Origin of the sequence: Nocardia seriolae NBRC 15557 (genome assembly GCF_007990715.1) — a bacterium.
Lineage (GTDB): Bacteria > Actinomycetota > Actinomycetes > Mycobacteriales > Mycobacteriaceae > Nocardia > Nocardia seriolae.
Map to the genome: position 1 here is coordinate 1 of NZ_BJWY01000117.1, position 24,283 is coordinate 24,283.

Consider the following 24,283-nt stretch of genomic DNA (forward strand, 5'->3'; position numbering starts at 1 on the left):
GGAGGATCTCGAACCTGGGAAACAAAGAAGCCCACGCTTGCGGGCGCGGGCTTCAGCGGATCGATCCACTTGCGTTTAGATCTTCCATTTGCCGTTCTTTTCTCGCCAACCGCGTGCAAAACCGACAAGGAAGCCACAGCTCAACCACGACCAAGGATAAGCCGTTGAGAAGATGGACATATTCCGAACACAGAGGTATATAGCGGTATAGGTTGCAATAAACATGAACACGAAGCCAACGAGGGCGCCGACCCTGAGACCCGCCAACCAAGCATCACGGAAGCTCACTCGGCGAGCTATCTTCGCTTCCAACTTGGCGATATCTTCAGTGACCAGTTCGAGCGACTTGCACTGCGCTTCATACGCCATACCCGACGGAGACTGCTGACCCGCGCACACTGGCCACTGCTCCAACTTCAGGAGCTGGTCTCCCTTCTCGGCGTACATCCGCGAGAGCTCTCGTTCTTTGTTACGGCTGGTAACAGTAGCCATGACCGCCGTGCCGAAGGCCGCCCCGATGGGCGTCAGGAAAGCAGCGATGATCAGAAGCGGGGACGTCGTCGGCGGGGTATAGGTCGGCCAATATTCGGCCGGAGCCATGGGTTGCGAGAGGTCCATAGGAGGGATCATCCATAAGCCAAAGCCTGGCGTCCACCCGGGTCAGAAAAATGTTATCCAGATACGGACCATTCGGTTTCCCATCCAAATCCATTACAGCTACGAAGAGTCATTGCGGGTAATGTAACTCCCAGTACCTGCATGTCCATAATGTCTCTCTTCGTTTGCCCTGAGCAAGAATTATCCAGATGCGAGCTGGGAAAACCGAATGCCACAACGAGGTAACTATCCGGTGGTCGACGAAAGGACTGTGACCCACTAATCCAGCACTGGAGGTCATGGGGTATTCCATTCAGACAGTCCCCAGCGAGATGGGAAGGCCCCTGCCCGGATCCCCGATCCGGCCAGCCCGCTCCGCCGATGACCCACGCTGGGCGCCTCACGATCGCCGTCACACTGATTGCCGCAGCGGGAGCCTGGACGCCTCGGTGCTGGCACGGATGCTCGGGCACTCGGACCCGTCGATTACCTTGAAGCTGTACGCGAACCTGTTCGATACCGACCTAGGCCGGGTGGCGGTTGCCATAGACAAGGCTTACAGCCCTGCACCTTGCCGGAACCCTGCCAAGGCCGAAAATGCGGAGACGAAAGCAGCCTGAAAACCATGTCTGAGCTGGGCAATCATGGGTGAACTGCACGTGACCTTCATCTGCACCGGCAATATCTGCCGGTCCCCGATGGCCGAGAAGATTTTCGCGGCGTACCTGGAGCGGGCCGGGTTGGCGGATCGGGTGCGGGTGAGTAGTGCTGGGACGGGGAGTTGGCATGTCGGGGACGAGGCCGATTACCGGACGAACAAGGAGTTGCGGGTGCACGGGTATCCGACCGGGCACAGTGCGGCGGTGATCGGGGTCGAGCATCGGGACGCGGATCTGGTTGTGGCGCTGGACACCGGGCACGAGCGGGAGTTGGCGCGGCTCGGGGTGCCGTCGGATCGGCGACGGCTGCTGCGCAGTTTCGACCCGCTCGCGGACGGGCGCTCGGTGCCGGACCCGTACTACGGCGACCAGGCCGACTTCGCGTTGGTGCGCGAGCAGATCGAGGCGGCCGTGCCGGGACTGCTGGCTTGGGTGCGCGAACAGCTGGGTGAGGCCGAATCCGGAGGCCGCGTCGAATGAGTTCGAAAACCTCGCTGCTGCGGCGCTTCACCTTTCTGCTGCGGCCCAGTTGGCTGATTCTGGCCGTGGTGGTCGCGGGTTTCGCTTACCTGTGTTTCTCGGTGCTGGCCCCCTGGCAGCTCGGGAAGAACACCCGGACCTCCGAACGCAATGACCGGATAGCGAATTCGGTGCACGCGGACCCGGTGGACATCACCACCGTGCTGTCCAGCAACGGCAAGAACACCGAGTGGCACCGTGTCACCGCCGACGGCTCGTACGTTCCTGATTCGACCGTGCTGGTGCGCCTGCGCCACCTCGACGGCCAGCCCGCCTACACGGTGCTCGCCGCCTTCCGGCTCGACGACGGCCGCACCCTGCTGGTGGACCGGGGCAATATCGCCGCGGCCCAGGGCGGTACCCATCCCCCGGCCATTGCCGCCCCGCCCGCCGGGACCCAGCGTCTGGAGGCTCGGGTCCGCGCGTCCGAGGGCGTCATCGAGAAGAAACTCCCGATGACGGAAGACGGCTACCGCCAGGTCTATACGACCGACACCCAGCAGGAGGCCACCGTGATGGGCCTCCCCCTCACCCCCATCCCCACCGATGGCCTGGGCGGCTACCTCCAGCTCGAACCCGGCCAGCCGGGAGCCTTCACCCCCGATGCCCTCCCTCAGCTGGACGCGGGCCCCTACCTCTCCTATGGCCTGCAATGGCTGGCCTTCGGCATCATGGCCCCCTTGGGCCTGGGCTACTTCGTCTGGGCGGAGATCCGCGCCCGCCGCCGGGAGAAGGCCGAGGCCGCGCAACCGGCTGCCACCGGCGAGCCCGAATCGGCCACGCGCGCAGATTCTCCCGCCGAATCCCCCGCAGCGGCGTCACCGGCCTCCGGCGAACCCGCCGCCCCGGCGGACCCGACGCCATCCCCCAAGTCCGCGAAGCCCAACGACCCAGCCCCTGCCCCGAAGCCCACACCCAACGAGGCCCGCCTCGCCGACCGCTACGGCGGCACCCGGCGCTGAGCGGGTCGCGAGGTCCGGCCGCGGCCGGACGCGGTGCGGGGCTCGGATAGCCTCGCCGGGTGCGTATGGGGAAGGTGACTGCCGTCGGGCTGCTGCTCGGGTTCGGACTGGATCGGGTGCTGGGCGATCCGCGGCGCGGGCATCCGGTGGCCGGATTCGGTACGGCGGCAATGCGGGTGGAGCAGCTCACCTACCGCGACGACCGGGCGGCCGGGGTGGCGCATGAGATCGTGCTGGTCGGAGCGGTCGCGGGCCTGGGGATCGGGTTGTGCCGGGCGGTGGCCGGACGGGGTGCGTCCGAGTGGCGGATACCGGGGCGGCGCACTGCGATCCGGGCCGGAGGCATCGAGCGCGGCCGATACGAGGCGATTACGCGCGCGGTCGGTGCGACGGCGCTGACGGCGGCCGCGACCTGGACGGTGCTGGGCGGGACGACGCTCGCGAAGACCGGGCGGGCCATGGCGGATCGGCTCGAATCCGGGGATATCGACGGCGCGCGGGAGTTGCTGCCGTCGCTGTGCGGCCGGGATCCGGAGGTGCTGGACGCCGATGGGCTGGCTCGGGCCGCCTTGGAATCGATCGCGGAGAACACCTCCGATGCGACTGTGGCCCCGTTGTTCTGGGGCGCGGTCGCCGGAGTGCCCGGATTGCTGGCGTATCGGGCGGTGAACACCCTCGACGCGATGATCGGTTACCGGAACGAACGCTATGGCCGATTCGGCTGGGCGGCCGCGCGGACCGATGATGTCGCGAATCTGGTGCCCGCGCGGGTCAGCGGGCTGATCACCGTCGCGCTGGCCCCGGTGGTGGGCGGGCGGCCCGCCGATGCGTGGCGGGCCTGGCGGCGGGGTGCAGCCGAGCATCCGAGTCCGAATGCCGGTGTGGCAGAGGCTTCGATGGCGGGTGCGCTCGGAGTGACGCTGGGCGGGAAGACCGAGTACCGGCACGGGGTCGAGTTGCGCCCCACGCTCGGTGACGGCCCGGTGCCGCGGGTGCGCGATCTGCGCCGCGCGGTACGGCTGTCCGAGGCGGTCCAGATCGCCGCGACGATCGCCTCGGCCGCGGCCGCCGTCCAGCGACACTGACTCGGTCCGGCCAGGCTGGCGCGATCCCGTCGGGCCGGCCCGATCCAGCGAGGCCGGTTCGGCGAGGCAGGCTCGGTTCGGCGGGTCGCTCCCGCTGCTGAATCTCGGTGCACCATCGGGCTTCGGCCCACGCTCAGACCATCGCCTCGAGCGACTGGACGGTTGTTTTCGATAGATTCAGGGGCGGGAATGTCACAGTCGGCCGAGCGGTTTCGTCGGCTCTGTAGACGGCTCGACCGACCGGGCGGGCGTGAACGAATGAGGGTGCGATGAGTGGTGGCGGGCGCGATCAGGCGGAGTTGGCGCGGGAGTGCGAGGAGCACCGCGGGTATCTGCGGCGGGTCGCCTACAGCACGCTCGGCAGTCTCAGCGACGCCGACGATGTGGTGCAGGAGGCTTGGCTGCGGCTGGTGCGGTACTACGACACCAGCCCCGAGGACGCGGAGATCGAGAATCTGCGCGCCTGGCTGACCACCGTGACCGGGCGGCTGGCCCTCGATCACCTCGGCTCGGCGCGGGCGCGGCGCGAACAGTATGTGGGCGAATGGCTTCCGGAGCCGGAGATCACCACCTGGGACGATCCCGCTGATCGCATCTCGCAGGACGAACGCGTCACCACCGCGCTGCTGGTGGTGCTGGAATCCCTGTCCCCCGCCGAGCGCACCGCCTTCGTCCTGCAGGACGTCTTCGGCATGACCGGCCCGGAGGTCGCCGAGGTGGTCGGCCGGACGCCGGCGGCCGTGCGCCAATTGGCTTCGCGGGCCCGCAAACACGTGGAGAACGGCACGCCGCGCTTCCCGGCCAGCCCGGACGAGCACGAGAAGGTGGTGTCCGCCTTCGCGGTGGCCTGGCGTTCCGGCGACCTGAGCGCGCTGCTGGGCGTGCTGGATTCCAATGTCACCTTCACCTCCGACGGCGGCGGCAAGGTGCAGGCCTTCCTGCATCCCATGCACGGCGCGGAGAAGGTGGCCCAGACCCTGCTCGGCTTCCTCGCGGTCGCCTCCGATATCGGTGGCGCGTGGGGTCGTTCGGTGCTGGTCAACGGCCGCCCGGGCCTGGTGGTGTTCGACGGCAAGAACACCGGCGTCTTCTCGTTCACCATCGACGAGGGCCGCATCACCAAGATCGACGTGGTCCGCAATCCCGACAAGATCCATCTGCCCGACGATGCCGAGCCGGACTGGCCACTGGGCGAGCAGGCCGACACCCGCCCCGAACCCGGCACCCGATCCTGAACCGAAGCCCACTGCTCGAGCCGTAAGACCGCGGGCCCGCAACCACTTTCGGTCGCGGGCCCGCGGCATGCTCAGGACACGACGCCGGTCTCAGCAGCCATGCCGGTCTCAGGAGGCGATGCGGGTCACCGGCCGGAGCCCGTGGGCGGTGGCGACCTCGGGCGAGTACAGCTGCCCCGCATGCGCCGTAAGCCCCTGCGCCAGGCCCTGATCCACGGCGCAGGCGTCGCGCCAGCCCCGGTCCGCGATGGCCCGGGCGTAGGGCAGCGTCGCGTTGGTGAGGGCGATGGTGGAGGTGTGCGGCACCGCGCCCGGCATGTTCGCCACGCAGTAGAACAGCGAATCCGCCACGTGGAAGGTCGGTTCGGCGTGCGTGGTGGGCCGCGAGCTCTGGAAGCAGCCGCCCTGATCGATGGCGATATCCACCAGCACCGATCCGGGCCGCATGTGCGCGACCAGGGTGTCGGACACCAGTTTCGGCGCCCGCGCCCCGGGCACCAGCACCGACCCGATCACCAGATCCGCTGCCAGCACCGCCTTTTCGACCTCGGCCGCATTCGAGCCGATGGTGGCGACCCGCCCGCCGAAGCGCGCGTCGAGTTCCCGCAGTCGCGCGATATTGGTGTCCAGCACGGTGACTCGCGCCCCCATGCCGACCGCGACCACCGCGGCATTGCTGCCCGCCACCCCGCCTCCGAGCACCACCACGTCCGCGGGCCGCACCCCCGGCACCCCGCCGAGCAGCACGCCCGCCCCGCCCTGCGGTGACATCAGGTGATACGCCCCGACCTGGGCGCCGAGTTTGCCCGCCACCTCGCTCATGGGCGCGAGCAGCGGCAGCGACCCGTCCGCGGCGCGCACCGTCTCGTAGGCGATGGCGGTGATACCCGACCGCAGGATGGCGTCGGTGCATTCGCGCGAGGCCGCCAGATGCAGGAAGGTGAACAGCACCTGTCCCTCCCGCATGCGCGAATACTCCTCGGCGATGGGCTCTTTCACCTTCAGCACCAGCTCGGCCTCGCCCCACACCTGTTCCGGGCCGGGCGCGATGCGGGCCCCGGCGGCGAGGTAGTCCGCGTCGCCGAACCCGGATCCGATGCCCGCGCCCGCCTCGATCAGCACCTCGTGCCCGTGCCGCGTCAGCTCCCCGGCACCGGCCGGGGTCAGCGCGATCCGATACTCCTGCTCCTTGACCTCCCGTGGAACCCCGATTCTCATACCGCCATCGTGGACCCGCCGCGCCCCGCCCGCCATGACCGCCACGACCCGATTTCCGATGCCGCTATCGAACAGCAACCCCGAGGCCGTTCCGGCCCGCCTCCGAAATCCACCGAAACCGGTTGGCGGGCGGGCGGTGCGAATCGCGCCGGTGGTGGTGGCGGTCAGGATGCCGTCGCGGCGACCGCCAGCACCTCGCCGGGGGTCGGGAACCGGAGCAGATGGTCGCGCCCGGCAATGGTGAAGCGGTGGGTCAGGTAGTCGAGGTGCTCGGAGAAGTGGGCCCAGCCCTCGGCGTGGACGGGCACGATCACGGCGTCGCCCAGCGCGGCCGACGCCTTGGCGGCGGTGCGGCCGTTGAGGGTCAGGTCGATATCGCCGAAGCGGTCGACGTTCGCGGCACCGACATTGAGGATGGCGATATCGATGCGGGGGAAGCGTTCCGCGATCCGCTCCACGTACTCGACCGAGGCATTGTCACCGGAGACGTACACGGTCGGCAGCCCCTCGGCCGCCAGGACGAATCCGGTGACCACGCCGGTCTGGCTCTCGCAGCCCTCCGGCCCGTGCAGCGCGGGCACGCCGGTGACGGTCACCGCGCCGATTCGCGTCGATTCCCAGTTCGCCAGTCCCCGAACGCCTTCCATGCGCCCGGCGGCGTCCGGGGTGGACAGCACGTGCTCGATGCTCGGCAGCAGCGCCCGCCCGGCGGCGTCGAGATTGTCGGCGTGCTGATCGTGCGAGAGCAGCACCGCGTCGATCGGGCCGATCGCGGACACCGGAACAGCGGGGCCGGTGAGCTTGTAGAGGGTCACCGGGCCGGGGTAGTCGCCGGGCTCGTCGAAGGTGGGATCGGTCAGCCAGGTCAGGCCGCCGTACTCGAATCGCACGGTGGGACCGCCGATGTGCAGGATTTCGAGGGTGGTGGCCGCGGTGTCGATCGTGGCCGCTGCGTCGATCGTGTTCGTCATGCCGTCGAGTCTGCTGCTCCGGCCGTGCTCCCGACAGTGGCCCGAAGGCCGCTGTTCGATAAAATCGGGCCATGCCAGCTCCGCACGAGGTGGCCGTCCTCGCCTACGACGGCATCAGCCCTTTCCACCTCTCCGTTCCGACCCTCGTTTTCGGCCGCATCGGCGCGGGCGGCCAGGACGGCAGCCCCTACCGGGTCACCGTTTTCGCCGAACAGCCCGGATCCCTTTCCACCCCCGCGGGTTTCGACCTGGTCGTGCCCCACGGACTGTCGGCGGCCGACACCGCGGGCACCATCGTGATCCCCAGCTGGGAGCGCGATCGTCCACTGCCCGAACCGATTCGCGAGGCTCTGCACCGCGCGCACGCCCGCGGCGCTCGCATCGTGGGCCTGTGCCTGGGCGCGTGGGCGGTGGCCGCCAGCGGGCTGGCCGACGGCCGCGAGATCACCACGCACTGGTCGGCCGCCGCCGAGCTGGGCCGCGCGTACCCGGCCGTGCGGGTGCGCGCCGACACCCTCTGGTCCGACGACGGCGACATCATCACCTCCGCCGGTGTGGCCGCCGCCCTCGACTGCTGCCTGCACGTGGTGCGCTCCGATCACGGCAGCCGCGCCGCCGCCGAACTCGCCCGCCGCCTGGTGCTGGCCCCGCACCGCAGCGGTTCGCAGGCCCAGTACATCCCGGTCGCCGTGCCCGAGTCCGCCGATCAGGACGCGATCGAGCACGCCATGGTCTGGGCCAGAACACATCTGGACGAACCCCTCGACCTCGACGGCTGGGCCCGCACCGCCCTCATGTCGCGCCGCACCTTCACCCGCCGCTTCCGCGACCGCACCGGCACCAGCCCCCAGCAGTGGCTGCTCCAGCAGCGCGTCGACCACGCCCGCCTGCTCCTGGAATCCACCGACGACACCATGGACCGCATCGCCACGGACTCCGGCCTCGGCACCGGCGTCAACCTCCGCCACCACTTCCACCGCCTGCTGGGCACCACCCCCGCCGCCCACCGCGCCCTCTTCCGCCGCAACTGATCGAGATCAGGGAGCTCCCAGCGCGGGGAACCGGACAAATTCCCTCGGTCAGAGCTCCCTGACCTTGATCCCGCGGGGAGGCGCGGGCGGCGGAGGGCTAGGTTCGGGGGCATGAGGATTCAGCTGGGCGAGCATGCGCCGCAGATCGACGAGAGCGCGTGGATCGCGCCGAATGCCACCGTGGTCGGCCGGGTGCGGCTGGAAGCCGAAGTGAGCGTCTGGTATTCGGCGGTGCTGCGCGGGGACATGGACGAGATCTCGGTGGGGGCGCGCAGCAATATTCAGGACGGGTGTGTGCTGCATGCCGATCCCGGCTTCCCGTGCACCGTGAGCGAGGGAGTCTCGGTGGGCCACAATGCGATTCTGCACGGCTGCACGGTCGGCGACGATGTGCTGATCGGCATGGGGGCGACCGTGCTGAACGGCGCGGTGATCGGGGCGGGCAGCCTGATTGCCGCGAATGCGCTGGTACCCGAGGGCGCGCAGATTCCGCCGGGCTCGCTGGTGGCCGGAGTACCCGGCAAGCTGCGCCGGGAGCTGAGCGAGGCCGAGCGTGATCACATTCGCCTGAATGCCGCCGCGTACCTGCACAACACGTCGCTGCACAAGCAGGGTCAAGAGGCGTGACCGAAGGGGGCGTGTGAGAAGCCCCACACTGAACAAGCGACCATATAGGCCGCTGCTAGCATCGGGCGAAGCGTTCCCGGCGGCCCGGGCTCTGCCGCCGCCGACCGGGTGCGCGCTCGGGGCTAGCAGGAGGTTTCAACGGTGTCGTACGAGCACGACGGTATGCACCGACGGCGGATCAGCGTGGCCGATATCGCCGCGCAGCCCGGGGGGATCGAGGCGTTGCAACGCCGGGTCCACGAATTACGTTCCAATGGCCGGGATTTCGCGGCTAATGCGATCGAATGGGAAATGGCGGCCCTGAACGTCCACTGAGCGGGCACGCCATGTCCGATGGTCGGACACGGCGTGTATCGCTACCATCCACCGATGCGATAATGCGGCACGGCCCGTGTACGACTGTGCGACTGCGCAGTTCGCCGCTGTGCGCCAGTTCGGTTCACCCCCGTACGCCCGCACGGTTCACCGTTGTGCGCCCGCACGGTTCACCGCGGTACCGGGCCTTCACCGCAATGTCGCGGTCGCCGACCCGATCGACTGGAGACTCGATGCCGTCCGTTCCCACCATCCTGCAACGCATCCTGGAGAAGCCGCGGGCCGAGGGCGAACAGCTGCTGGAGAGTGCGCTGTCGGCCTTCCTCGACTTCGGGATCAAGCGAACCAGCATGGGGGAGATAGCGCGTCGCGCCGGCATCAGCCCGGCCACGCTGTACCGGCGCTTCGAATCCAAGAACGACCTGGTAGCCGCGGTGGGCGTGCGCGAGGCGCAGCTGTTCATCGCCGAGATCGACAAGCGGGTGCAGCAGGCCACCGGCAACGGGCACGCGGTGGACGACCAGCTGGTCGAGATCTTCGTCGCGTTCATCACCCAGCTGGCGAACAACAAACTGCTGCAACGACTGCTGCGCACCGAGCCGGAGACCATCCTGCCGCGCCTCACCACCGAGGCCGGGCCGATCCTCGCGGTGGGCCGCGCCTACCTGGCCGAAAAGCTGAGCGCGCTACAGCAATCCGGTGACGCGCCCGCCTTCGACGCGGAACTGGTCGCGGAAGTGCTCGCCCGCCTGGGGCAGTCGCTGGTGTTGACGCCGGATGGCCTGATTCCCTTGACCGATGAGGCGGCGGCCCGAGACTTCGCGCGGCGCACGATTCTGCCGATGATCGGCGTACAGCCGGTCTGAACCACACGGTATCTCCACGAAAACTCCTTCGGACATTCCTCTTGTTTCCGGCAGATTGTTTCCGGCAGACTGGCGGCCATGCAGTACCGCGCCGCCCTCCGCTCCGCCCGAAAACGAGTCGCCGCCTGGTTTCCCGCGCGCCGCGTCGCGAAGATCTGCCTGACCGGCGTGGTCCTGGTCCTCGTCCTGGTGGTCGGCTGCGATCTGTGGATCCGCATCGCCAATCGGAAGTACGAGTACGGCGTGGATTCCGCGCCGCAGGCGGACGTGGCCATCGTGTTCGGCGCGGAGGTCAAGCGCGACGGCCGCCCCTCCGACTATCTGGCCGCCCGTCTGGAGCTCGGCCGCCGGCTGCTCGAGGCGGGAAAGGTGAAGGCACTGCTGCTCACCGGCGACAACGGCCGCCCGAGCTATGACGAGCCGACGACCATGCGCGCCTACCTGATCGCCCACGGCGTCCCCGCCGCCAAGATCGCCGTCGACTACGCGGGTTTCAGCACCTACGAATCCTGCGTGCGCGCCCACGACGTCTTCGGCGTCACCTCCGCCATCGCGGTCACCCAGGATTTCAGCCTGCCGCGCACCGTGGCCATGTGCCGCGCGGCGGGCATCGACGCCACCGCGGTCGGGGACGACACGCAGGTGCACGGCGATGTCTACCGCAGGAACTGGCTGCGCGATCAGCTGGCCGACACCAAGGCCGTCTACTCCATCCTCTTCCGGCCCGAGCCGACCTTCCGCGGCAAGCAGGAGACCTCGGTCCGCGACGCCATGGCCGCACCGCAGCAGTGATCCGCTGACACCGAATTTCAATAGCTGAGTCTTTGCCATCGGCACTCGCGCCGAGCAGAATGCAAGCGTCGGAGCAAAAGGCGTGCGTTCGAAGGAGATCGCGGCGTGAGCGATGCTGTGCGGGCGGAATCCGAAGTCATTGGCGCATCGCCGGACAAGGACACATCGCCCGACAAGGACACATCGCCGGGCAGCGACGCCCCGCCGCACCGATCATTGCTCGCGGTGACCGCGTGCCCCGCGGGCATCGCGCACACCTATATGGCCGCCGAGAAGCTCGGCCAGGCCGCCGCGGCGCTGGGCATCGACATGAAGGTCGAGACCCAAGGCTCGATCGGCGTCGAGAACGCGATCACCCGCGCCGATGTGGCCGCGGCCGACGGTGTCATCATCGCCGCCGACAAGGACGTCGATCTGAGCCGCTTCACCGGCAAGCGGGTGCTGATCGTGCCGGTCGCGGAGGGCATCCGGCACCCGGAGAAGCTCATCGAGGACGTCCGCACCGCACCCGTTCACGAAGGCGGAGCCGGTGATTCGGGCCCGGCGTCCGGGGCGGGCGAACGCAGCGTCGCGCTCAAGGCGCTCATGAACGGCGTCAGCTACATGATCCCGTTCGTCGCGGTCGGCGGTCTGCTCATCGCCATCTCGCTGTCGCTGGGCGGGCACACCGATCCCTCGGGCGGCCTGGTCATCCCCGAGGATTCGATCTGGTACAGCGTCAACCAGATCGGCAGTATCGGGTTCACCCTCATGGTGCCGATCCTGTCCGGCTACATCGCCTACGCCATCGGCGACCGCCCGGCGCTGGTACCCGGCATGGTCGGCGGCTGGATCGCCAATACCGGCGCGCTCTACGACTCCAAGGCGGGCGCGGGCTTCCTGGGCGCGATCGTGACCGGTTTCCTGGCCGGGTATCTGGTGCTGTGGATCAAGAAGGTCAAGGTCCCCAGGTTCGCCCAGCCGATCATGCCGATCATCGTGATCCCGATCCTGGCCACCCTGGGCGTGGGCCTGTTCTTCATCTACGCCATCGGCCATCCGATCTCCTTCGTCTTCGAGCACCTCACCACCTGGCTCGGCGGCATGACCGGCACCAGCGCCATCGCGCTCGGCGCGATCGTGGGCCTGATGATCGCCTTCGACATGGGCGGGCCGGTCAACAAGACCGCCTTCCTGTTCGGCGCGGGGTTGATCGCCACCGGCAATCTGTCGGTCATGGGCATGGCGGCAGCCGCCATTCCGGTGATGCCGCTGGGGCAGGGCCTGGCCACGCTGCTGCGCCGCCCGCTCTACGACGAGCAGGAGCGCGAGGCCGGGCTGGCGTCGCTGTTCATGGGCTTCTTCGGCATCTCCGAGGGCGCGATCCCGTTCGCGGCTTCCCGTCCGGCCCAGGTGATTCCGGCCAATATGATCGGCGGCGCGGTGGCGGGCGCGATCGCCGGTGTGGCCGGGGTCGGTGACGCGGTGCCGCACGGCGGGCCGATCGTGGCGCTGCTGGGCGCGATCGAGGGGATTCCGATGTTCTTCGTCGCCGTGCTCGCGGGCACGGTGGTGACGGCGGTGCTGACGATCGCGCTGATCGAATTCCGGTCCCGCCGTGAGGGTCCGGCCGCAACCGCGGTCACCGTCACCGAAACGGCCTCCGCCGCAACCGAACCGGCTTCCGCGACGACCGAACCGGAGATCCTCGACGGCGCGCTCACCGAGCGCACGGTGCAGCCGGTCCTGGCGGCGACCGACAAGCAGTCCGCCATTCGCGAGATGGCCGCGCTACTGGCCCGCAGCGGCAAGGTCACCGACCCGGACGAACTGCTGGCCGCCGCCCTGCGCCGCGAGGCCGAGGGCGTCACCGGCCTGGGTGACGAAATCGCCATCCCGCACGCCAAAACCGATGCGGTGACGGCCCCGGTGGTGGCCTTCGCGCGGGCCCCGCAGGGCATCGACTGGGACTCCCCCGACGGCAATGCCGCCAAACTCGTGTTCATGATCGCGGTCCCGCTGGCCGCCGCCGGTGACGAGCACCTGCGCATCCTGGCCCTGCTGGCCCGCAAGCTCATGGATCCGGCCTTCCGCGAGCGACTGCTGGCGGCACCGGACCGTGCCGCCATTCTCGAAATTCTCGGCGAGATTCAGCAACCGGCCGCGAGCGTTTAGCGGCTTCACCTCCACCTATCTGAAATACCGACAAGTCGTTTTGCCAAAAGCGCTGGCAAGCAAAGGAACTCGCGCATTCCGAATTCGCCCACGGCCGATCATCGGCGTTGTACGATCGTCCATACCAACGGATCGGCAAAAGCCATCCACCCCTGGTGAATTCGCGAATTCCCTTTACATTCGGAAAGGGAATCTGAAATGTCGCAAGCAAATTCGAGTCCACTGCGCCTGCTGACACCGGAACAGGAAGCCGATGTCCTCGCGCTCGTGAACGACCTGCTCACCGGTGATACCACCGGTGTGAACACCTACGTCACCTCCGACGTCGCGGCGGTGCGCGGACTGTGCGGGATCCGCAACGTGGAGATCCCCGGATACCAGGGCGTGGGGCTCGACGCGCTCGCGGCCTGGCCGCGCACCGACGGCCCGCACCCGCTGGTCGTGCTGCCCGCCGGACTCGACAAGACCGGCTGGAAGATGTACGGCGGCACCATCATCCGACTGCTGCTGCGCGGCTACGCCGTCGTCGCCTACACCGAACGCGGCCTGCCCGGATCCAAGGGCAAGCTGACCGTCGCCGGGCCCGAGGATGTCGCGGACGGATCCGCGGTCATCGACTGGGCCCTGGGCGACGCGGAACTCCAGGCCGACCCCGACCGGATCGGAATGATGGGCATCTCCTACGGTTCCGGCATCAGCCAGCTGGTCGCCCACGCCGATGACAGGGTCAAAGCCGTTGTCGCGCTGAGCACCTGGGCCGACCTGGGCCAGGCCCTCTACGACAACGACACCCGGCACATCGCGGCCGCGGAAGCCCTCGCCGGGATCAGCGAGGAACCCAGCGACGAGCTGACGAAGGTGCTCGAATCCTTCTTCGCCAATACCGATATCGACGAGGTGCTCGAGTACGCCCGGCCCAGATCCCCCGCCCGGCTGGATCGCTCCCGGAGACGTGATGTGCCGACCTTTTTCACCAGCTTCTGGCACGAGACGATCTTCCCGCAGAACCAGCTCCTCGAATACTTCAACGACTTCTCGGGCCCCAAGCGCCTGGACGTGGCGATCGGCGACCACAGCGCCGTCGAGGTGCTCGGCCTGACCCTCGGCGTCTACACCCGCACCACCGAGGCCGCCTACGACTGGCTCGACCGCTACCTGCTCGACGCGGACAACGACATCGACCGCGACGGCGTCGTGCACACCGAGACCATGCACAGCTTCACCATGACCACCGCACCCGATCTGGCCTCGTGGGCGAAACCGTTGCGGCCCTACTATCTTCGTGCCCCCGAGACCGGATCCTCCGACGGCACACTGCTGTTGGCGCAGCCGCCGGTCAGCAGTCCGAGCATCCAGCAGGGCCCCTCGCAGGTCCGGGTCGCGAAGCAGCTGGTCATGGACGGCATCCGCGAACGCCTGTTCATGCCCGGTCGCCAGCGGCTCGCCGATGTGGACCGCACCCGCGCCGCCGTCTGGATCACCCCGCACCTGTTCCTCAAACCGCACCGCATCGCGGGCATCCCCGAGCTGGAACTGACCGTCACCCCCTCCGGCCGCACGGCCACCCTCGTCAGCTACCTCTTCGACCTCGAGCCCGTCACCGGCACCATGCGGATCATCACCCACGCCGCGGCCACCATCACCAATGACCAACCGGCACAACCCACCCCGCTACGGGTCCGTCTCCAGGCCACCGACTTCTACGTGCCCATCACCCACAAGCTGGTCCTGATCATCGACACCGCGGACGACTTCTACGGTGACGAGAACCCGACGGGCAGCATCCTCACCCTCTCGAGCGAAACCGGCCCCGCCCACATCGACATCCCGATCGCGCCCTGATCCCTCCGATCTCCCGGCGGTAGCGGGCATTTTGCCTGCCACCGCCGGTAAGCGCGCGCATATTACCTAGATCACGCGCGCCGTGTCCCCCACCCCCAGCGCGCGGCTTCAAACTGCAATGACACGTCAAGTCGGTCGCACCCCCCGATCCCTTTGCCTCCGGCCCTGTGTGACCGCCGGAAACAAAGGAGTTACCAGCGATGACCACTTACATCGCCACCGCCACCCCCGTCGGCGACGGCTGGACCGTCACGGTCTTCGGCCTGCCCGACGACATCGACCCCTTCCCCGCCCCCACCCTGACCCGAGCCCGCGCCCTCGTCACCGAACTGATCACCGCGTACACCGGATCCCCGCCCGGCACCGCCCGTTTCGAGCTCTACGTGGAATCGGTCGCCGACCTGGTGGGCGATCTGGAGGCCGCCCGCACCGCCCGCGAACGCGCCGTCGCCTGCGAGGAGTCGACCCTGTTGCACGCGGCACGGGAGATGCTCGCGCGCGGCCTCACCTCCGCGGACGTGGGCGAACTGCTGAGCATGGACGTGAACGCCATCGATCACTGGGTGGATTCGAGACCGTGAAGCGCGGAGCGGGTAGGCGCCGTGGTGGCACCTACCCGCTCCGCGCGTGAAACAGATTGAGCTGTCGAGGATTAGGCGGGAACCTCGCTGCGGTCACCGCTCCACAAGGTGTGGTACTTGCCCTCGGCGTCGATGCGCTCGTAGGTGTGGGCGCCGAAGAAGTCGCGCTGGCCCTGGGTGAGGGCGGCCGGGAGGCGCTCGGCGCGCAGGCCGTCGTAGTAGGACAGCGAGGAGGCGAAGGCCGGGACCGGGATGCCGAGCTGGGTGGCGACCACGACCACTCGACGCCAGCTGTCGATCGCCGTCTCGATGGCCTCGCGGAAGTACGGGGCGAGGATCAGGGACGGGAGGGACGGGTCGGCCTCGTAGGCTTCCTTGATCCGGTTGAGGAAGCGGGCGCGGATGATGCAGCCGCCGCGCCAGATGGTGGCCAGGTCACCGGGGTGCAGGTCCCAGTTGTATTCGGCGGAACCCGCGGCGATCTGGTCGAAGCCCTGGGCGTAGGCGACGATCTTGGAGGCGTAGAGGGCCTGGCGGATGGCCTCGGTGAATTCGGCGACGTCGGTGGGCTTTTCGCCGAGGATGCCGGAGGCCAGGCCCTTGGCGGCGGCGCGCTGGGTGCGCGAGCCGGACAGGGCGCGGGCGAAGACGGCCTCGGCGATACCGGTCACGGGGATGCCCAGGTCCAGCGCGGACTTGACGGTCCAGCGGCCGGTGCCCTTCTGCTCGGCGGCGTCGACGATCACGTCGACCAGGGGCTTGCCGGTCTTGGCGTCGACCTGCTCGAGCACCTCGGCGGTGATCTCCACCAGGTAGCTCTCCAGCTCACCGGAGTTCCACTGGGTGAACACGTCGGCGATCTGCTTGGCGTCGAAGCCCAGCGCGTCGCGGAACAGGTTGTAGGCCTCGCCGATGAGCTGCATGTCGGCGTACTCGATGCCGTTGTGCACCATCTTCACGAAGTGGCCGGACCCGTCGGGGCCGATGTGGGTGCAGCACGGGGCGCCGTCGACCTGCGCCGCAATGGATTCCAGCATGGGACCCAGCGACTCGTAGGACTCCTTCGGGCCACCCGGCATGATGGCGGGCCCGTTCAGCGCGCCCTCCTCGCCGCCGGAGATGCCCGCGCCCACGAAGTTGAGCCCGCGCGCGGCCATGGCGGCCTCGCGGCGGATGGTGTCGGTGTAGAGGGCGTTGCCGCCGTCGATGATGATGTCGCCGGGCTCCATGGCCGCGGCCAGCTCCTCGATCACCGCGTCGGTGGCGTCACCGGCTTTGACCATGATGAGCACGCGGCGCGGCTTCTCCAGCGCGGCCACGAACTCCTCGACGGTCTCGGTGCGCACGAAATCACCCTCGCCGCCGTGCGCCTCCAACAGCGCGTCGGTCTTGCCGATGCTGCGGTTGTGCAGGGCCACGGTGTAGCCGTGCCGTGCGAAGTTCCGGGCGATATTGCTACCCATGACCGCAAGGCCGGTCACGCCGATCTGGGCGCGCGCTTCCGAGGTCGCCATGAAACAGCCTCTCTCCGTTCGACAGGTGTAATGACCGCACGAATTCAGCTCCGGCGGCGGCATCCCGGACGCTCCACGACGCCATACCCTTTTCTACCCGGTCGGGTTCCGTCACACCGAGGGACCCCGGGCAGCCGGGCGACTCGGACGGTCCCGTGGCCGGTGAGGGACCGGTTCGCGGCGTCGCCGGGGTCGGCGGTGAGCCACCGGTCGATCCACTCGGCCGGGCGCGGACTCGACGAGCGGGATCAAGCACAGCCCAGGGCAGCGGCCGGCCACCACGACACCCGGCCGGTCATCCATACCCGCGATTCCCGTGGCCCCGGCAGCTACGGCACCGCGCCCGCCTCCAGCCGCCGACCCGTCCACATCGTCGAAGGTTGCTCGAAAACCACTGGCCGCCAGCCTAGTTGCGCCGATACAGTGCCCGGATGACACGTTTGAATCAGATTGTCGCCGTCGAGAAAGGGATCAAGTCCCGGACCTTCTCCGATCTCACCGAGGCCCACCACAAGCTGGCCAAGAACCCGCTGCTGAGCGGTATCTCGCGCACCTACCGTCCCAAGGACGAGAAGGGTGAGCAGCTGCCGCCCGAGTCGACGCGCGTGCAGGTGCGGTCCGAGGAGGTCTTGCAGACCACGGCGGAGATCCTGACCAAACTGTTCGACGTTGTCGCGACCAAGGATTGGGCGAACACCACCGCGACCGCGTCGGTGGTGGTGGACGGGCGCACGCTGGTGGCGGACGCGCCCATCACCTACCTGCTGTTCCTGGAGAAGCAGCTGGTGGACCTGCACACCTTCGTGCGCAAGCTGCCGGTGCTGGATGCCGCGGAGTCCTGGGAGTACGACGACGCCGCGGACTGCTACGCCACCGAGCCGGTACAGACGGTGCGCACCAAGAAGATTCCGCGCAACCATGTGAAAGCCGAAGCGACGGAAAAGCATCCGGCACAGGTCGAGGTGTATCACGAGGATGTGGTGGTCGGCTACTGGCGCACCATCAAGTTCTCCGGCGCGCTGCCCGCCAAGCGCGTCCATGAGCTCACCGAGCGCATCGAGAAGTTGCAGCAGGCGGTGAAGTTCGCGCGCGAGGAGGCCAACAATGCCGAGGTCACGCAGCGCAAGCTGGGCGCGGACGTCTTCGGATACCTGTTCGGCTGAACATATTCCGTTGGCTGACCGGGGCTGCCCGGTCTAGAGTCGGCAGTGCGCAAGGAGCGCAAGCTGAAACCGAAGTTCAATGTGATCGGCTCAGCGGCCCAGTGGGGGTTCGAATCCCTCTCCCGCCATCCACGGCGGGATAGCCCAATCGGTAGAGGCACCGCGGTCGACTCAAACTCACATTATCGCTCCAGCTTCAGCATTCGCCGCCGAACGCCGAATCGAAGGAACGGGTTGTCAGCGTGAAGGCTGCGGGTTCAACTCCCGCCCGCCCAGCCACCGATGGGCGGTAGCTCAAACGTAGAGCGTCACGTTAATTTCAGACTGAGCCGGTTCTTAAACGTGTCGGCGTGCCGCAATTGGGCGGCCACCGAAGCCCCGGGGCAGGCTACGCCCCGGGGTTTCCCTATTTCCGCAATTCGTCGGCGGGTAGCCGGAATCCGATTTCGGTGCCGCCGCCGGGACGGTCGGTGACGAAGACCGTGCCCGCGTGGGCGGTGATGATGTCGTGGACGATGGCCAGGCCCAGGCCGGAACCGGGCATGGAGCGGGTGCGGTCGGTTCGGTAGAAGCGGTCGAAGACGGCGCGGTGGTCGGCGGGGGCGATACCGGGGCCGCGGTCGAGGACCTTCAGTTCGCCCGGGCGGACCCGGATTTCGACGTCGGTGTCGGGCGGGCTGAACTTGAGGGCGTTGTCGAGGAGGTTGTCGACGCAGCGGGTCAGGGCTCGCGGTCGTGCGGTGACGGCGCGCGAGTCGTCGGAGGGTGACGGGCCGTCTTCGATGTCGCCCGTTGGGGTTTCGGTTCGCACCGTAATGATCCGCCCGGTTCGGCGGCGGAAGCGCTGCGCACACGCCTCGGCGAGATCCGGCAGCGCTACCCGGGCCGGCGGCTCATCGGTGTACCGGTCGGTCGCCAGTTCGACGAGTTCGCCGACCAGGGCGTCGAGGGCCTTGGCCTCCTGGACGAGGGTGGTCAGCACCTTCGCTGCGTCGGCGGGGTCGAGTCTGCCGTTCGCCCGTTGCAGCAGTTCGGCACTGCCGCGCACGGAGGTGAGCGGGGTGCGCAATTCGTGCCCGGCATCCTGGACGAGTCGGTGCTGTTGCGCCCGCGACAGTCGCAAGGCCGCGAGCATGGCGTTGAAATCTCTGGTGAGATCGCCGATTTCGTCGCGGCCCGCGTCGGGCAGCACGGTGGACAGGTCGCGGGTGGTCGTAATGCGCTGGGTCGCAGCCGTCAGCCGCCGCAGCGGGCGCAGCACCGCGCCGATGGCGAGCCAGCTGACCAATGCCGCAGCCAGCACGGCGATGGCGGTTATCGACGCTGTGCGCCAACGGAATTGGGTATCGAGACGCAGCACCTCGGTGTAGTTCTGGCCGACCATGAGCGCGCCGCCGCCGGGCCGGGGTTGGGTGAGCACGCCGTAGGTGACCGCGCCGACCGTGATCTCGTCCAGCCCGCCACCCTGTCCGCCGCGCGTCACGGCGCGATCGGAGTCGTTGACCGGCAACGGATCCCGGCCCGGGGTCAGCATGCGCACGGTGCCGTCGGGCAGCAGCAGCTGTTCGGTCATGTCCGGGCGCACCGGCGGCAGGGTCCCGGCGTCCAGCAGCGCCGCCACGGTGGCGGCCCGGTCCGCGAGCCCCCGATCGACCTGATCGACGACCAGCGGGGTCACGCTGCGGTACGCGGTGATCATGGCGATCAGGATGGCCGCCACCGTGGTGGCCAGCGCGACCAGCGTGAGCCGGGTCCGCATCACACCGCCTTCACGGTGAAGCCGACATTGCGCACGGTCTGGATCAGCCGGGGCGCGCCGCCCTCCTCGGTCTTGCGTCGTAGGTAGCCGATGTACACATCCAGCGACCGCGATTCGGTGTCGAAGTCGTAGCCCCAGATGTGTTCGTAGATCTGGCCTTTGGTGAGCACCACGGGCGCGTTGCGCAGCAGCAGTTCCAGCACGTCGAACTCGGTGCGGGTCAGCTCGAGCACCCGGTCCCCGCGCCGGACCTCCCGGGTCGCCGGGTTCAGGCTCAGATCGGCGACCGTCAGCACCGCGGGTTCGTCGGGTGCGCTGCGCCGCAGCAGCGCGCGCAGCCGGGCCAGCAGTTCCTCGGTGTCGAAGGGCTTGGCCAGGTAGTCGTCGGCCCCGGCGTCGAGTCCGGCCACCCGGTCACCGACCAGTCCGCGCGCGGTGAGCACGAGGATCGGCAGCCGGTCCCCGCACAGGCGCAGTGTCCGGCACAGCGACAGCCCGTCCATGCGGGGCATGACGACATCCACCACCGCCAGATCCGGCCGGTCCGTTTCGAGCAGGTCCAGGGCCTCCCGCCCGTCCCCGGCCAGGCACACCTCGTACCCCTCGAACCGCAGCAGCTGCTCCAGGGTGCTGCGCACATTCGGATCGTCCTCGACCACGAGCACTTTCGGTGATGTCACCCGGTCAGTCTGGTCGGTGGCGGCTGTCGTCATCGCGGGTCACCCGTCAGTTCGTGACCGGTGCCACGACGATCGGCGGCAGCGACGCGGCGCACTCCGCGCCCTGGACCGTCCCGGTGCGCGCGAAGCGGGCCACGATGCCGCTCACGCAGCCGGAGGGCTCCAGGTCGGGCACGTGCCCGGTGTTCGGCACCGAGACGAAGGTCGAGTGCGTGATTTTCGCGGCCAGCTGCTTGCCATTGGCGTCGGGCGTGACCGCGTCCAGGTCTCCGGACAGCACCAGCACCGGGACGTCGGGCAGCGGCGTGGCGACCTGGTCGGGCCGCTGGTGGCCGGGGATGCCGGGCCAGCGCAGGCAGGCGTCACCGCCGTCGCGCTGGCCGCCCGCGAAACCCTCGGCGCTGAACGGCCCGAAGTCGTTCGCGGCCCCCGCCAGGCGGTCCCGGTACTGCCGCTCACGCTCCGGCAGTGCCGCCTCCGGCGACCACAGCGGCTGATAGTCGTTGCAGGACAACGCGATATAGAGGCCGATGTTCTCGTAGGCCGGTTCCTCGGTGGTGAGCCGGACGAATTCGGCCAGTCCGCTGTCGTCACCGCGCACCGCGGCGTGCAGGGCGGCGGGCAGCATGCCCAGCGGGGTCATGGCCTCCGGGCGCTCGCCGAGGCTGCTGGTACCGGCCTCGAAGACGAGGCTCGCCAGCTTCGACTCGGTCAGCAGCACTTCACTTTTGGCCGACACCGCGATCGGCCGTTCGCGCAGTCGCGCGGCCACCGTGCGCAGATCGTCGACGGCGACCGCACCGGCGCAGGCGTGGCTGCGCTCGCAGATGCGTTGCAGCGACAGCGATACCGCCGCGGCATTGGGCCGCTGCAACGGGTCGTGGTCGCTGGCGTAAGCACCCGTCAGCACCATCGAGGCGACATGCTCCGGGTGACGCTGCGCGTAGATGGGCATCAGATAGGTCCCGTAGGAGATGCCATACGGAATCAGCTTGTCGATTCCCAGCTTCGCCCGCACCGCATCGAAGTCGTCGACGGTGGCCGCCGAGGTATACCCGGCCGCCTTGTCCCCCAACCGATCCGCGCACCGCCCCACCGCCGCACGCTGCTGCTCCCGGGTACCCAACTGGTATTCGTCCGCCCCCACACCGCAATCGATCGCCCCCGACACCCCCGTCCCGCGCGGATCGATCAACAACACATCATGATCGGCGAGCAGATCCGCCGTAACCGCCGCCGCCTCGACCGCATGCGACACCATCGGCACCCCGGGCCCACCCGGATTCGGCAGCACGGTACCCACCGCCCCCTCCCCACCCCGATGCCTGATCACCGCATACCCCACCTCGACCGCCCCGAGATCACCCCGCCCGTCGACCAGCCCCCGCGACACCGTCCCGCAATCCACCGTGTACCCCTCCACCACCGGACACCACGGCACCGCCGAATCCCCCTCCCCCGCACCACATCCCGCAACCACCCCGGCCACAACAGCCACAACCGCCGCAACCCCGACCCCCGTGCGTATTCCCGCGCGCATCCCACGACTCCCTCACCCGTTCCCGCCCGGCCTCTCCGAGCGGCTCACCGAAATCCTGCGCAGCGGACTTCAAACCCGATTCAACCCAATGACAAAGCCGTGTAAGAATCACCGCCCACCGACTGCCGTCACCCCACGCACGCACCACCCGCCGCAGCTGGTCAGAAACGAGCGTCGACGAAGTCGAGAAAATCGACGATCTCGTCATCGAAGCTGGTGTCAGAGCGGAACACATACAGGCGATTCACATCACCGAGTGGCACAGTACTGGGGCGTCTGTCTGATTTCGTTACGGATTTTGTGCCACTCGGCATTCGGCAGTACGGGGTGTTCTGGCTCGTGACGGCTCCGGTCGTTGACTCGGAGCGGTCACACATGATGCAGTCACGAAGGCTCGTGAACATGTCGACACAAGATGTCAGCCAACTGAAGGGGAGAGGCCATGGGCGACAAGCAGAAGACCCCCGACTGGGTCGCGGAAAGCGGCGCATGGGTGCTGGAAAACGGACATCGAACCTTGTTGAAGCTGACCGGTGGTCGCTGGCCGCACAGGCTCGGCTCGATGCAGGCGTTGGAGCTGCATACCATCGGTCGTAAGACCGGTCAGCGGCGTTCCACGTTGTTGAGCTCGCCCGTTTTCGCTCCGGAGCAGATCGTCCTGATCGCCTCGCTCGGCGGCGCTTCGCACAACCCTGCCTGGTATCTGAATCTCGTTGCCCACCCCAATGTGGAGATCACCGTGCGCGGAGAGACCAAGCCGTACATCGCGCGCACCGCGTCCGCGGAGGAGAAGGCCGAGCTCTGGCCCGCGACCACCCGCGGCTTCGGCAACCCGTACGACGGATATCAGCGCAGCACTCCGCGGGATATCCCCGTGGTTATCTGCGAACCGGCCTGATAACGGCTCGTCCACGCCTCGATGGCCGATCCGGTCCGCCCGGTACGCGGCATGCGCGGACACAGCGACGGCCCCGAGATGCCCCGGGGCCGTCGATCTTCGGTTGGGCCGCCCTGGCCGCCGCGGACCGCGCGGGTGCCATTACAGGATGGTGGTTTCGGGATCCGATGAGCCGTTCGGCTTGTGGACACTACGCCCGGTGTGGAGCAGACCCGGCCGACGGTAGCAGTTGTTCGAGAGCGTCACCGATCGGTAAGTCGACTGCCAGCCAAGCATCGATATTGTTCGGATCCTGGGGTGCCGGTTGCGGTCGCCAGGCGATGGCGACGCAGAGTTCGATTGCTTCGCCGGGCTCGAGATCGGGGAGCCGCCAGGTCAGCTGAGCCGGGTAGCAAGAGGTGACGGAGTACTGGGTGGCGTTGTCCGCCCAGGACCGTGGCAGGTGCTGTGCCCACCGTAGCGGGAGGTGTCGGCCGGTTTCTGCCTGTGCGGAAAGCAGTTCCAGGTCCGGTCCGCCCATTGACAGGATGGTGGTCGTGGTGTCGATCGTCAGGGCTTCGAGGTGCTCGCCGCAGTCGGGACTGCGGTGGGCGTCGGTGGGGATATCGGTGAGCTCGGCGCGCAATTCCAGTTCGGGTACCCGGGATCGAGCCCGAATCTGCCAGATTGCTGCCCACAGCGCGGTCACGGTCAGCGGTTCACGATTGATGTACAGGTTATTTCGGACCTGGCCGGTCACGACGTCGACCGTGGCGCTCGGGTGGTCCCAGTGGTGCAGGACGGCACCGGAAGGCATAGTCCGTGCTGAGGTCGAACCGGCGACCACCTCCATTCCGAGCCGAGTAGAGAGGACCACCGTCCCGACCGGGGTAACGATATCGGCTGGCCGCGATGACAATTCGCCCGATTCACCAGCATGGGCCATGTCCGGGTTCACATGACCCAACTCGTCGGGAGCGGCGCTGAACGTCACGATGGTCGCGCCGGTTTCGTCGTCGGAATAGTCGAGTTCGAGTTCGCACGAGCTATGTCGATCGATCACCGTGCAGATTGCGCCACGCTGCACACCGACCGCCGTGAACCGGTCGGTGACCACTACGACTCGATCAAACGTTTCGAACACGAAGGGCACCTCACTCCGACGAAGATCAGGCCGCCAGAGTCTACAAATTCGCCGAGACGTCACATCCGTTGACACGCTCAACTCGGCTATGTGCGTGCACTCAGCCAGCCGCACCCGCGGCTGGTGCCGAACGCCCGGGTCGCGGCTAGTAC

At 68.2% G+C, this 24,283-nt stretch carries 22 protein-coding genes; 14 read left to right on the forward strand and 8 right to left on the reverse strand.

Annotated features, from left to right (window positions below):
* Positions 1-75: 75 nt before the first annotated feature.
* Positions 76-618, reverse strand: a complete 543-nt coding sequence (locus tag NS2_RS28005; protein ID WP_062614374.1) for a hypothetical protein — start codon at positions 616-618, stop codon at positions 76-78.
* A 623-nt stretch (positions 619-1,241) separates the two neighbouring features.
* Between NS2_RS28005 and NS2_RS28010 the strand changes: the two genes are divergently transcribed.
* The 4 genes from NS2_RS28010 to sigJ all read left to right on the forward strand — a co-directional run bounded on the left by NS2_RS28010 (position 1,242) and on the right by sigJ (position 5,057).
* Positions 1,242-1,736, forward strand: coding sequence for a low molecular weight protein-tyrosine-phosphatase (locus NS2_RS28010; protein ID WP_033090393.1), 495 nt, complete (start codon positions 1,242-1,244; stop codon positions 1,734-1,736).
* Positions 1,737-1,753: 17 nt separating this feature from the next.
* Complete coding sequence (locus NS2_RS28015; protein WP_033090404.1) at positions 1,754-2,737, forward strand: SURF1 family cytochrome oxidase biogenesis protein; 984 nt, start codon at positions 1,754-1,756, stop codon at positions 2,735-2,737.
* Between the two features lie 65 nt (positions 2,738-2,802).
* Positions 2,803-3,822 carry a cobalamin biosynthesis protein gene (locus NS2_RS28020; protein ID WP_033090394.1) on the forward strand — a complete coding sequence of 340 codons (1,020 nt, stop codon included), beginning with the start codon at positions 2,803-2,805 and terminating at the stop codon, positions 3,820-3,822.
* 269 nt (positions 3,823-4,091) lie between these two features.
* Positions 4,092-5,057 carry an RNA polymerase sigma factor SigJ gene (gene sigJ / locus NS2_RS28025; protein WP_045439202.1) on the forward strand — a complete coding sequence of 322 codons (966 nt, stop codon included), beginning with the start codon at positions 4,092-4,094 and terminating at the stop codon, positions 5,055-5,057.
* Between the two features lie 108 nt (positions 5,058-5,165).
* On the opposite strand, the gene ald is transcribed toward sigJ, so the two are convergent.
* Positions 5,166-6,275 carry an alanine dehydrogenase gene (ald, locus tag NS2_RS28030; protein ID WP_033090406.1) on the reverse strand — a complete coding sequence of 370 codons (1,110 nt, stop codon included), beginning with the start codon at positions 6,273-6,275 and terminating at the stop codon, positions 5,166-5,168.
* A 164-nt stretch (positions 6,276-6,439) separates the two neighbouring features.
* Positions 6,440-7,246 carry an MBL fold metallo-hydrolase gene (locus NS2_RS28035; protein ID WP_045439203.1) on the reverse strand — a complete coding sequence of 269 codons (807 nt, stop codon included), beginning with the start codon at positions 7,244-7,246 and terminating at the stop codon, positions 6,440-6,442.
* A gap of 71 nt (positions 7,247-7,317) precedes the next feature.
* On the opposite strand from NS2_RS28035, the gene NS2_RS28040 reads away from it, so the two are divergent.
* The 8 genes from NS2_RS28040 (at position 7,318) to NS2_RS28070 (ending at position 15,454) form a co-directional block, all read left to right on the forward strand.
* Positions 7,318-8,277 carry a GlxA family transcriptional regulator gene (locus tag NS2_RS28040; protein ID WP_033090395.1) on the forward strand — a complete coding sequence of 320 codons (960 nt, stop codon included), beginning with the start codon at positions 7,318-7,320 and terminating at the stop codon, positions 8,275-8,277.
* 111 nt (positions 8,278-8,388) lie between these two features.
* Complete coding sequence (locus NS2_RS28045) at positions 8,389-8,904, forward strand: gamma carbonic anhydrase family protein (RefSeq protein WP_033090396.1); 516 nt, start codon at positions 8,389-8,391, stop codon at positions 8,902-8,904.
* Positions 8,905-9,045: 141 nt separating this feature from the next.
* A complete protein-coding gene (locus NS2_RS36360; RefSeq protein ID WP_155239315.1) occupies positions 9,046-9,219 on the forward strand; it encodes a hypothetical protein in 174 nt (57 codons plus the stop codon).
* A gap of 233 nt (positions 9,220-9,452) precedes the next feature.
* Positions 9,453-10,085, forward strand: coding sequence for a TetR/AcrR family transcriptional regulator (locus tag NS2_RS28050; RefSeq protein WP_033090397.1), 633 nt, complete (start codon positions 9,453-9,455; stop codon positions 10,083-10,085).
* A 78-nt stretch (positions 10,086-10,163) separates the two neighbouring features.
* Complete coding sequence (locus NS2_RS28055) at positions 10,164-10,877, forward strand: SanA/YdcF family protein (protein WP_052086902.1); 714 nt, start codon at positions 10,164-10,166, stop codon at positions 10,875-10,877.
* A gap of 105 nt (positions 10,878-10,982) precedes the next feature.
* Positions 10,983-13,031, forward strand: coding sequence for a PTS fructose transporter subunit IIABC (locus NS2_RS28060; protein ID WP_231992924.1), 2,049 nt, complete (start codon positions 10,983-10,985; stop codon positions 13,029-13,031).
* A 198-nt stretch (positions 13,032-13,229) separates the two neighbouring features.
* On the forward strand, positions 13,230-14,873 hold the full coding sequence (locus NS2_RS28065; protein WP_052086903.1) for an alpha/beta fold hydrolase: 1,644 nt from the start codon (positions 13,230-13,232) through the stop codon (positions 14,871-14,873).
* 200 nt (positions 14,874-15,073) lie between these two features.
* Positions 15,074-15,454, forward strand: coding sequence for a hypothetical protein (locus tag NS2_RS28070; RefSeq protein WP_033090398.1), 381 nt, complete (start codon positions 15,074-15,076; stop codon positions 15,452-15,454).
* A gap of 71 nt (positions 15,455-15,525) precedes the next feature.
* Here the strand turns inward: NS2_RS28070 and gnd are convergent, their stop codons facing one another.
* The gene (gnd, locus tag NS2_RS28075; RefSeq protein ID WP_033090399.1) at positions 15,526-16,968 is read right to left on the reverse strand and encodes an NADP-dependent phosphogluconate dehydrogenase; all 1,443 of its coding nucleotides are present in this window, start codon (positions 16,966-16,968) and stop codon (positions 15,526-15,528) included.
* A 431-nt stretch (positions 16,969-17,399) separates the two neighbouring features.
* On the opposite strand from gnd, the gene NS2_RS28080 reads away from it, so the two are divergent.
* On the forward strand, positions 17,400-18,131 hold the full coding sequence (locus tag NS2_RS28080) for a DUF7873 family protein (protein WP_033090400.1): 732 nt from the start codon (positions 17,400-17,402) through the stop codon (positions 18,129-18,131).
* A gap of 406 nt (positions 18,132-18,537) precedes the next feature.
* Here NS2_RS28080 and NS2_RS28085 read toward each other — a convergent pair whose 3' ends face one another.
* Genes NS2_RS28085 through NS2_RS28095 form a run of 3 tightly spaced genes read right to left on the reverse strand, consistent with a single transcriptional unit; the run spans position 18,538 to position 22,011 of the window.
* On the reverse strand, positions 18,538-19,890 hold the full coding sequence (locus tag NS2_RS28085) for a HAMP domain-containing sensor histidine kinase (protein ID WP_052086904.1): 1,353 nt from the start codon (positions 19,888-19,890) through the stop codon (positions 18,538-18,540).
* Positions 19,890-20,570 (reverse strand): response regulator transcription factor, encoded by a 681-nt coding sequence (locus NS2_RS28090; RefSeq protein WP_033090411.1) that lies wholly within the window; start codon positions 20,568-20,570, stop codon positions 19,890-19,892. Before NS2_RS28090 ends, NS2_RS28085 begins: the two co-directional genes overlap by 1 nt.
* Before the next feature lie 46 nt (positions 20,571-20,616).
* Positions 20,617-22,011 carry an alpha/beta fold hydrolase gene (locus NS2_RS28095; RefSeq protein ID WP_235264005.1) on the reverse strand — a complete coding sequence of 465 codons (1,395 nt, stop codon included), beginning with the start codon at positions 22,009-22,011 and terminating at the stop codon, positions 20,617-20,619.
* 541 nt (positions 22,012-22,552) lie between these two features.
* Between NS2_RS28095 and NS2_RS28100 the strand changes: the two genes are divergently transcribed.
* Complete coding sequence (locus tag NS2_RS28100; protein WP_033090402.1) at positions 22,553-23,008, forward strand: nitroreductase/quinone reductase family protein; 456 nt, start codon at positions 22,553-22,555, stop codon at positions 23,006-23,008.
* Positions 23,009-23,198: 190 nt separating this feature from the next.
* On the opposite strand, the gene NS2_RS28105 is transcribed toward NS2_RS28100, so the two are convergent.
* Positions 23,199-24,283 (reverse strand): hypothetical protein (locus tag NS2_RS28105; RefSeq protein WP_222594891.1); only part of this gene is annotated, 1,085 nt, incomplete at its 5' end.

Bases quoted from the DNA above. Each gene is read 5' to 3' on its own strand.
- NS2_RS28005 (WP_062614374.1), bottom strand. From the start codon at position 618: ATGGACCTCTCGCAACCCATGGCTCCGGCCGAATATTGGCCGACCTAT.
- NS2_RS28010 (WP_033090393.1), top strand. From the start codon at position 1,242: ATGGGTGAACTGCACGTGACCTTCATCTGCACCGGCAATATCTGCCGG.
- NS2_RS28020 (WP_033090394.1), top strand. From the start codon at position 2,803: ATGGGGAAGGTGACTGCCGTCGGGCTGCTGCTCGGGTTCGGACTGGAT.
- sigJ (WP_045439202.1), top strand. From the start codon at position 4,092: ATGAGTGGTGGCGGGCGCGATCAGGCGGAGTTGGCGCGGGAGTGCGAG.
- ald (WP_033090406.1), bottom strand. From the start codon at position 6,275: ATGAGAATCGGGGTTCCACGGGAGGTCAAGGAGCAGGAGTATCGGATC.
- NS2_RS28035 (WP_045439203.1), bottom strand. From the start codon at position 7,246: ATGACGAACACGATCGACGCAGCGGCCACGATCGACACCGCGGCCACC.
- NS2_RS28040 (WP_033090395.1), top strand. From the start codon at position 7,318: ATGCCAGCTCCGCACGAGGTGGCCGTCCTCGCCTACGACGGCATCAGC.
- NS2_RS28045 (WP_033090396.1), top strand. From the start codon at position 8,389: ATGAGGATTCAGCTGGGCGAGCATGCGCCGCAGATCGACGAGAGCGCG.
- NS2_RS28050 (WP_033090397.1), top strand. From the start codon at position 9,453: ATGCCGTCCGTTCCCACCATCCTGCAACGCATCCTGGAGAAGCCGCGG.
- NS2_RS28055 (WP_052086902.1), top strand. From the start codon at position 10,164: ATGCAGTACCGCGCCGCCCTCCGCTCCGCCCGAAAACGAGTCGCCGCC.
- NS2_RS28065 (WP_052086903.1), top strand. From the start codon at position 13,230: ATGTCGCAAGCAAATTCGAGTCCACTGCGCCTGCTGACACCGGAACAG.
- NS2_RS28070 (WP_033090398.1), top strand. From the start codon at position 15,074: ATGACCACTTACATCGCCACCGCCACCCCCGTCGGCGACGGCTGGACC.
- gnd (WP_033090399.1), bottom strand. From the start codon at position 16,968: ATGGCGACCTCGGAAGCGCGCGCCCAGATCGGCGTGACCGGCCTTGCG.
- NS2_RS28080 (WP_033090400.1), top strand. From the start codon at position 17,400: ATGACACGTTTGAATCAGATTGTCGCCGTCGAGAAAGGGATCAAGTCC.
- NS2_RS28085 (WP_052086904.1), bottom strand. From the start codon at position 19,890: ATGCGGACCCGGCTCACGCTGGTCGCGCTGGCCACCACGGTGGCGGCC.
- NS2_RS28100 (WP_033090402.1), top strand. From the start codon at position 22,553: ATGGGCGACAAGCAGAAGACCCCCGACTGGGTCGCGGAAAGCGGCGCA.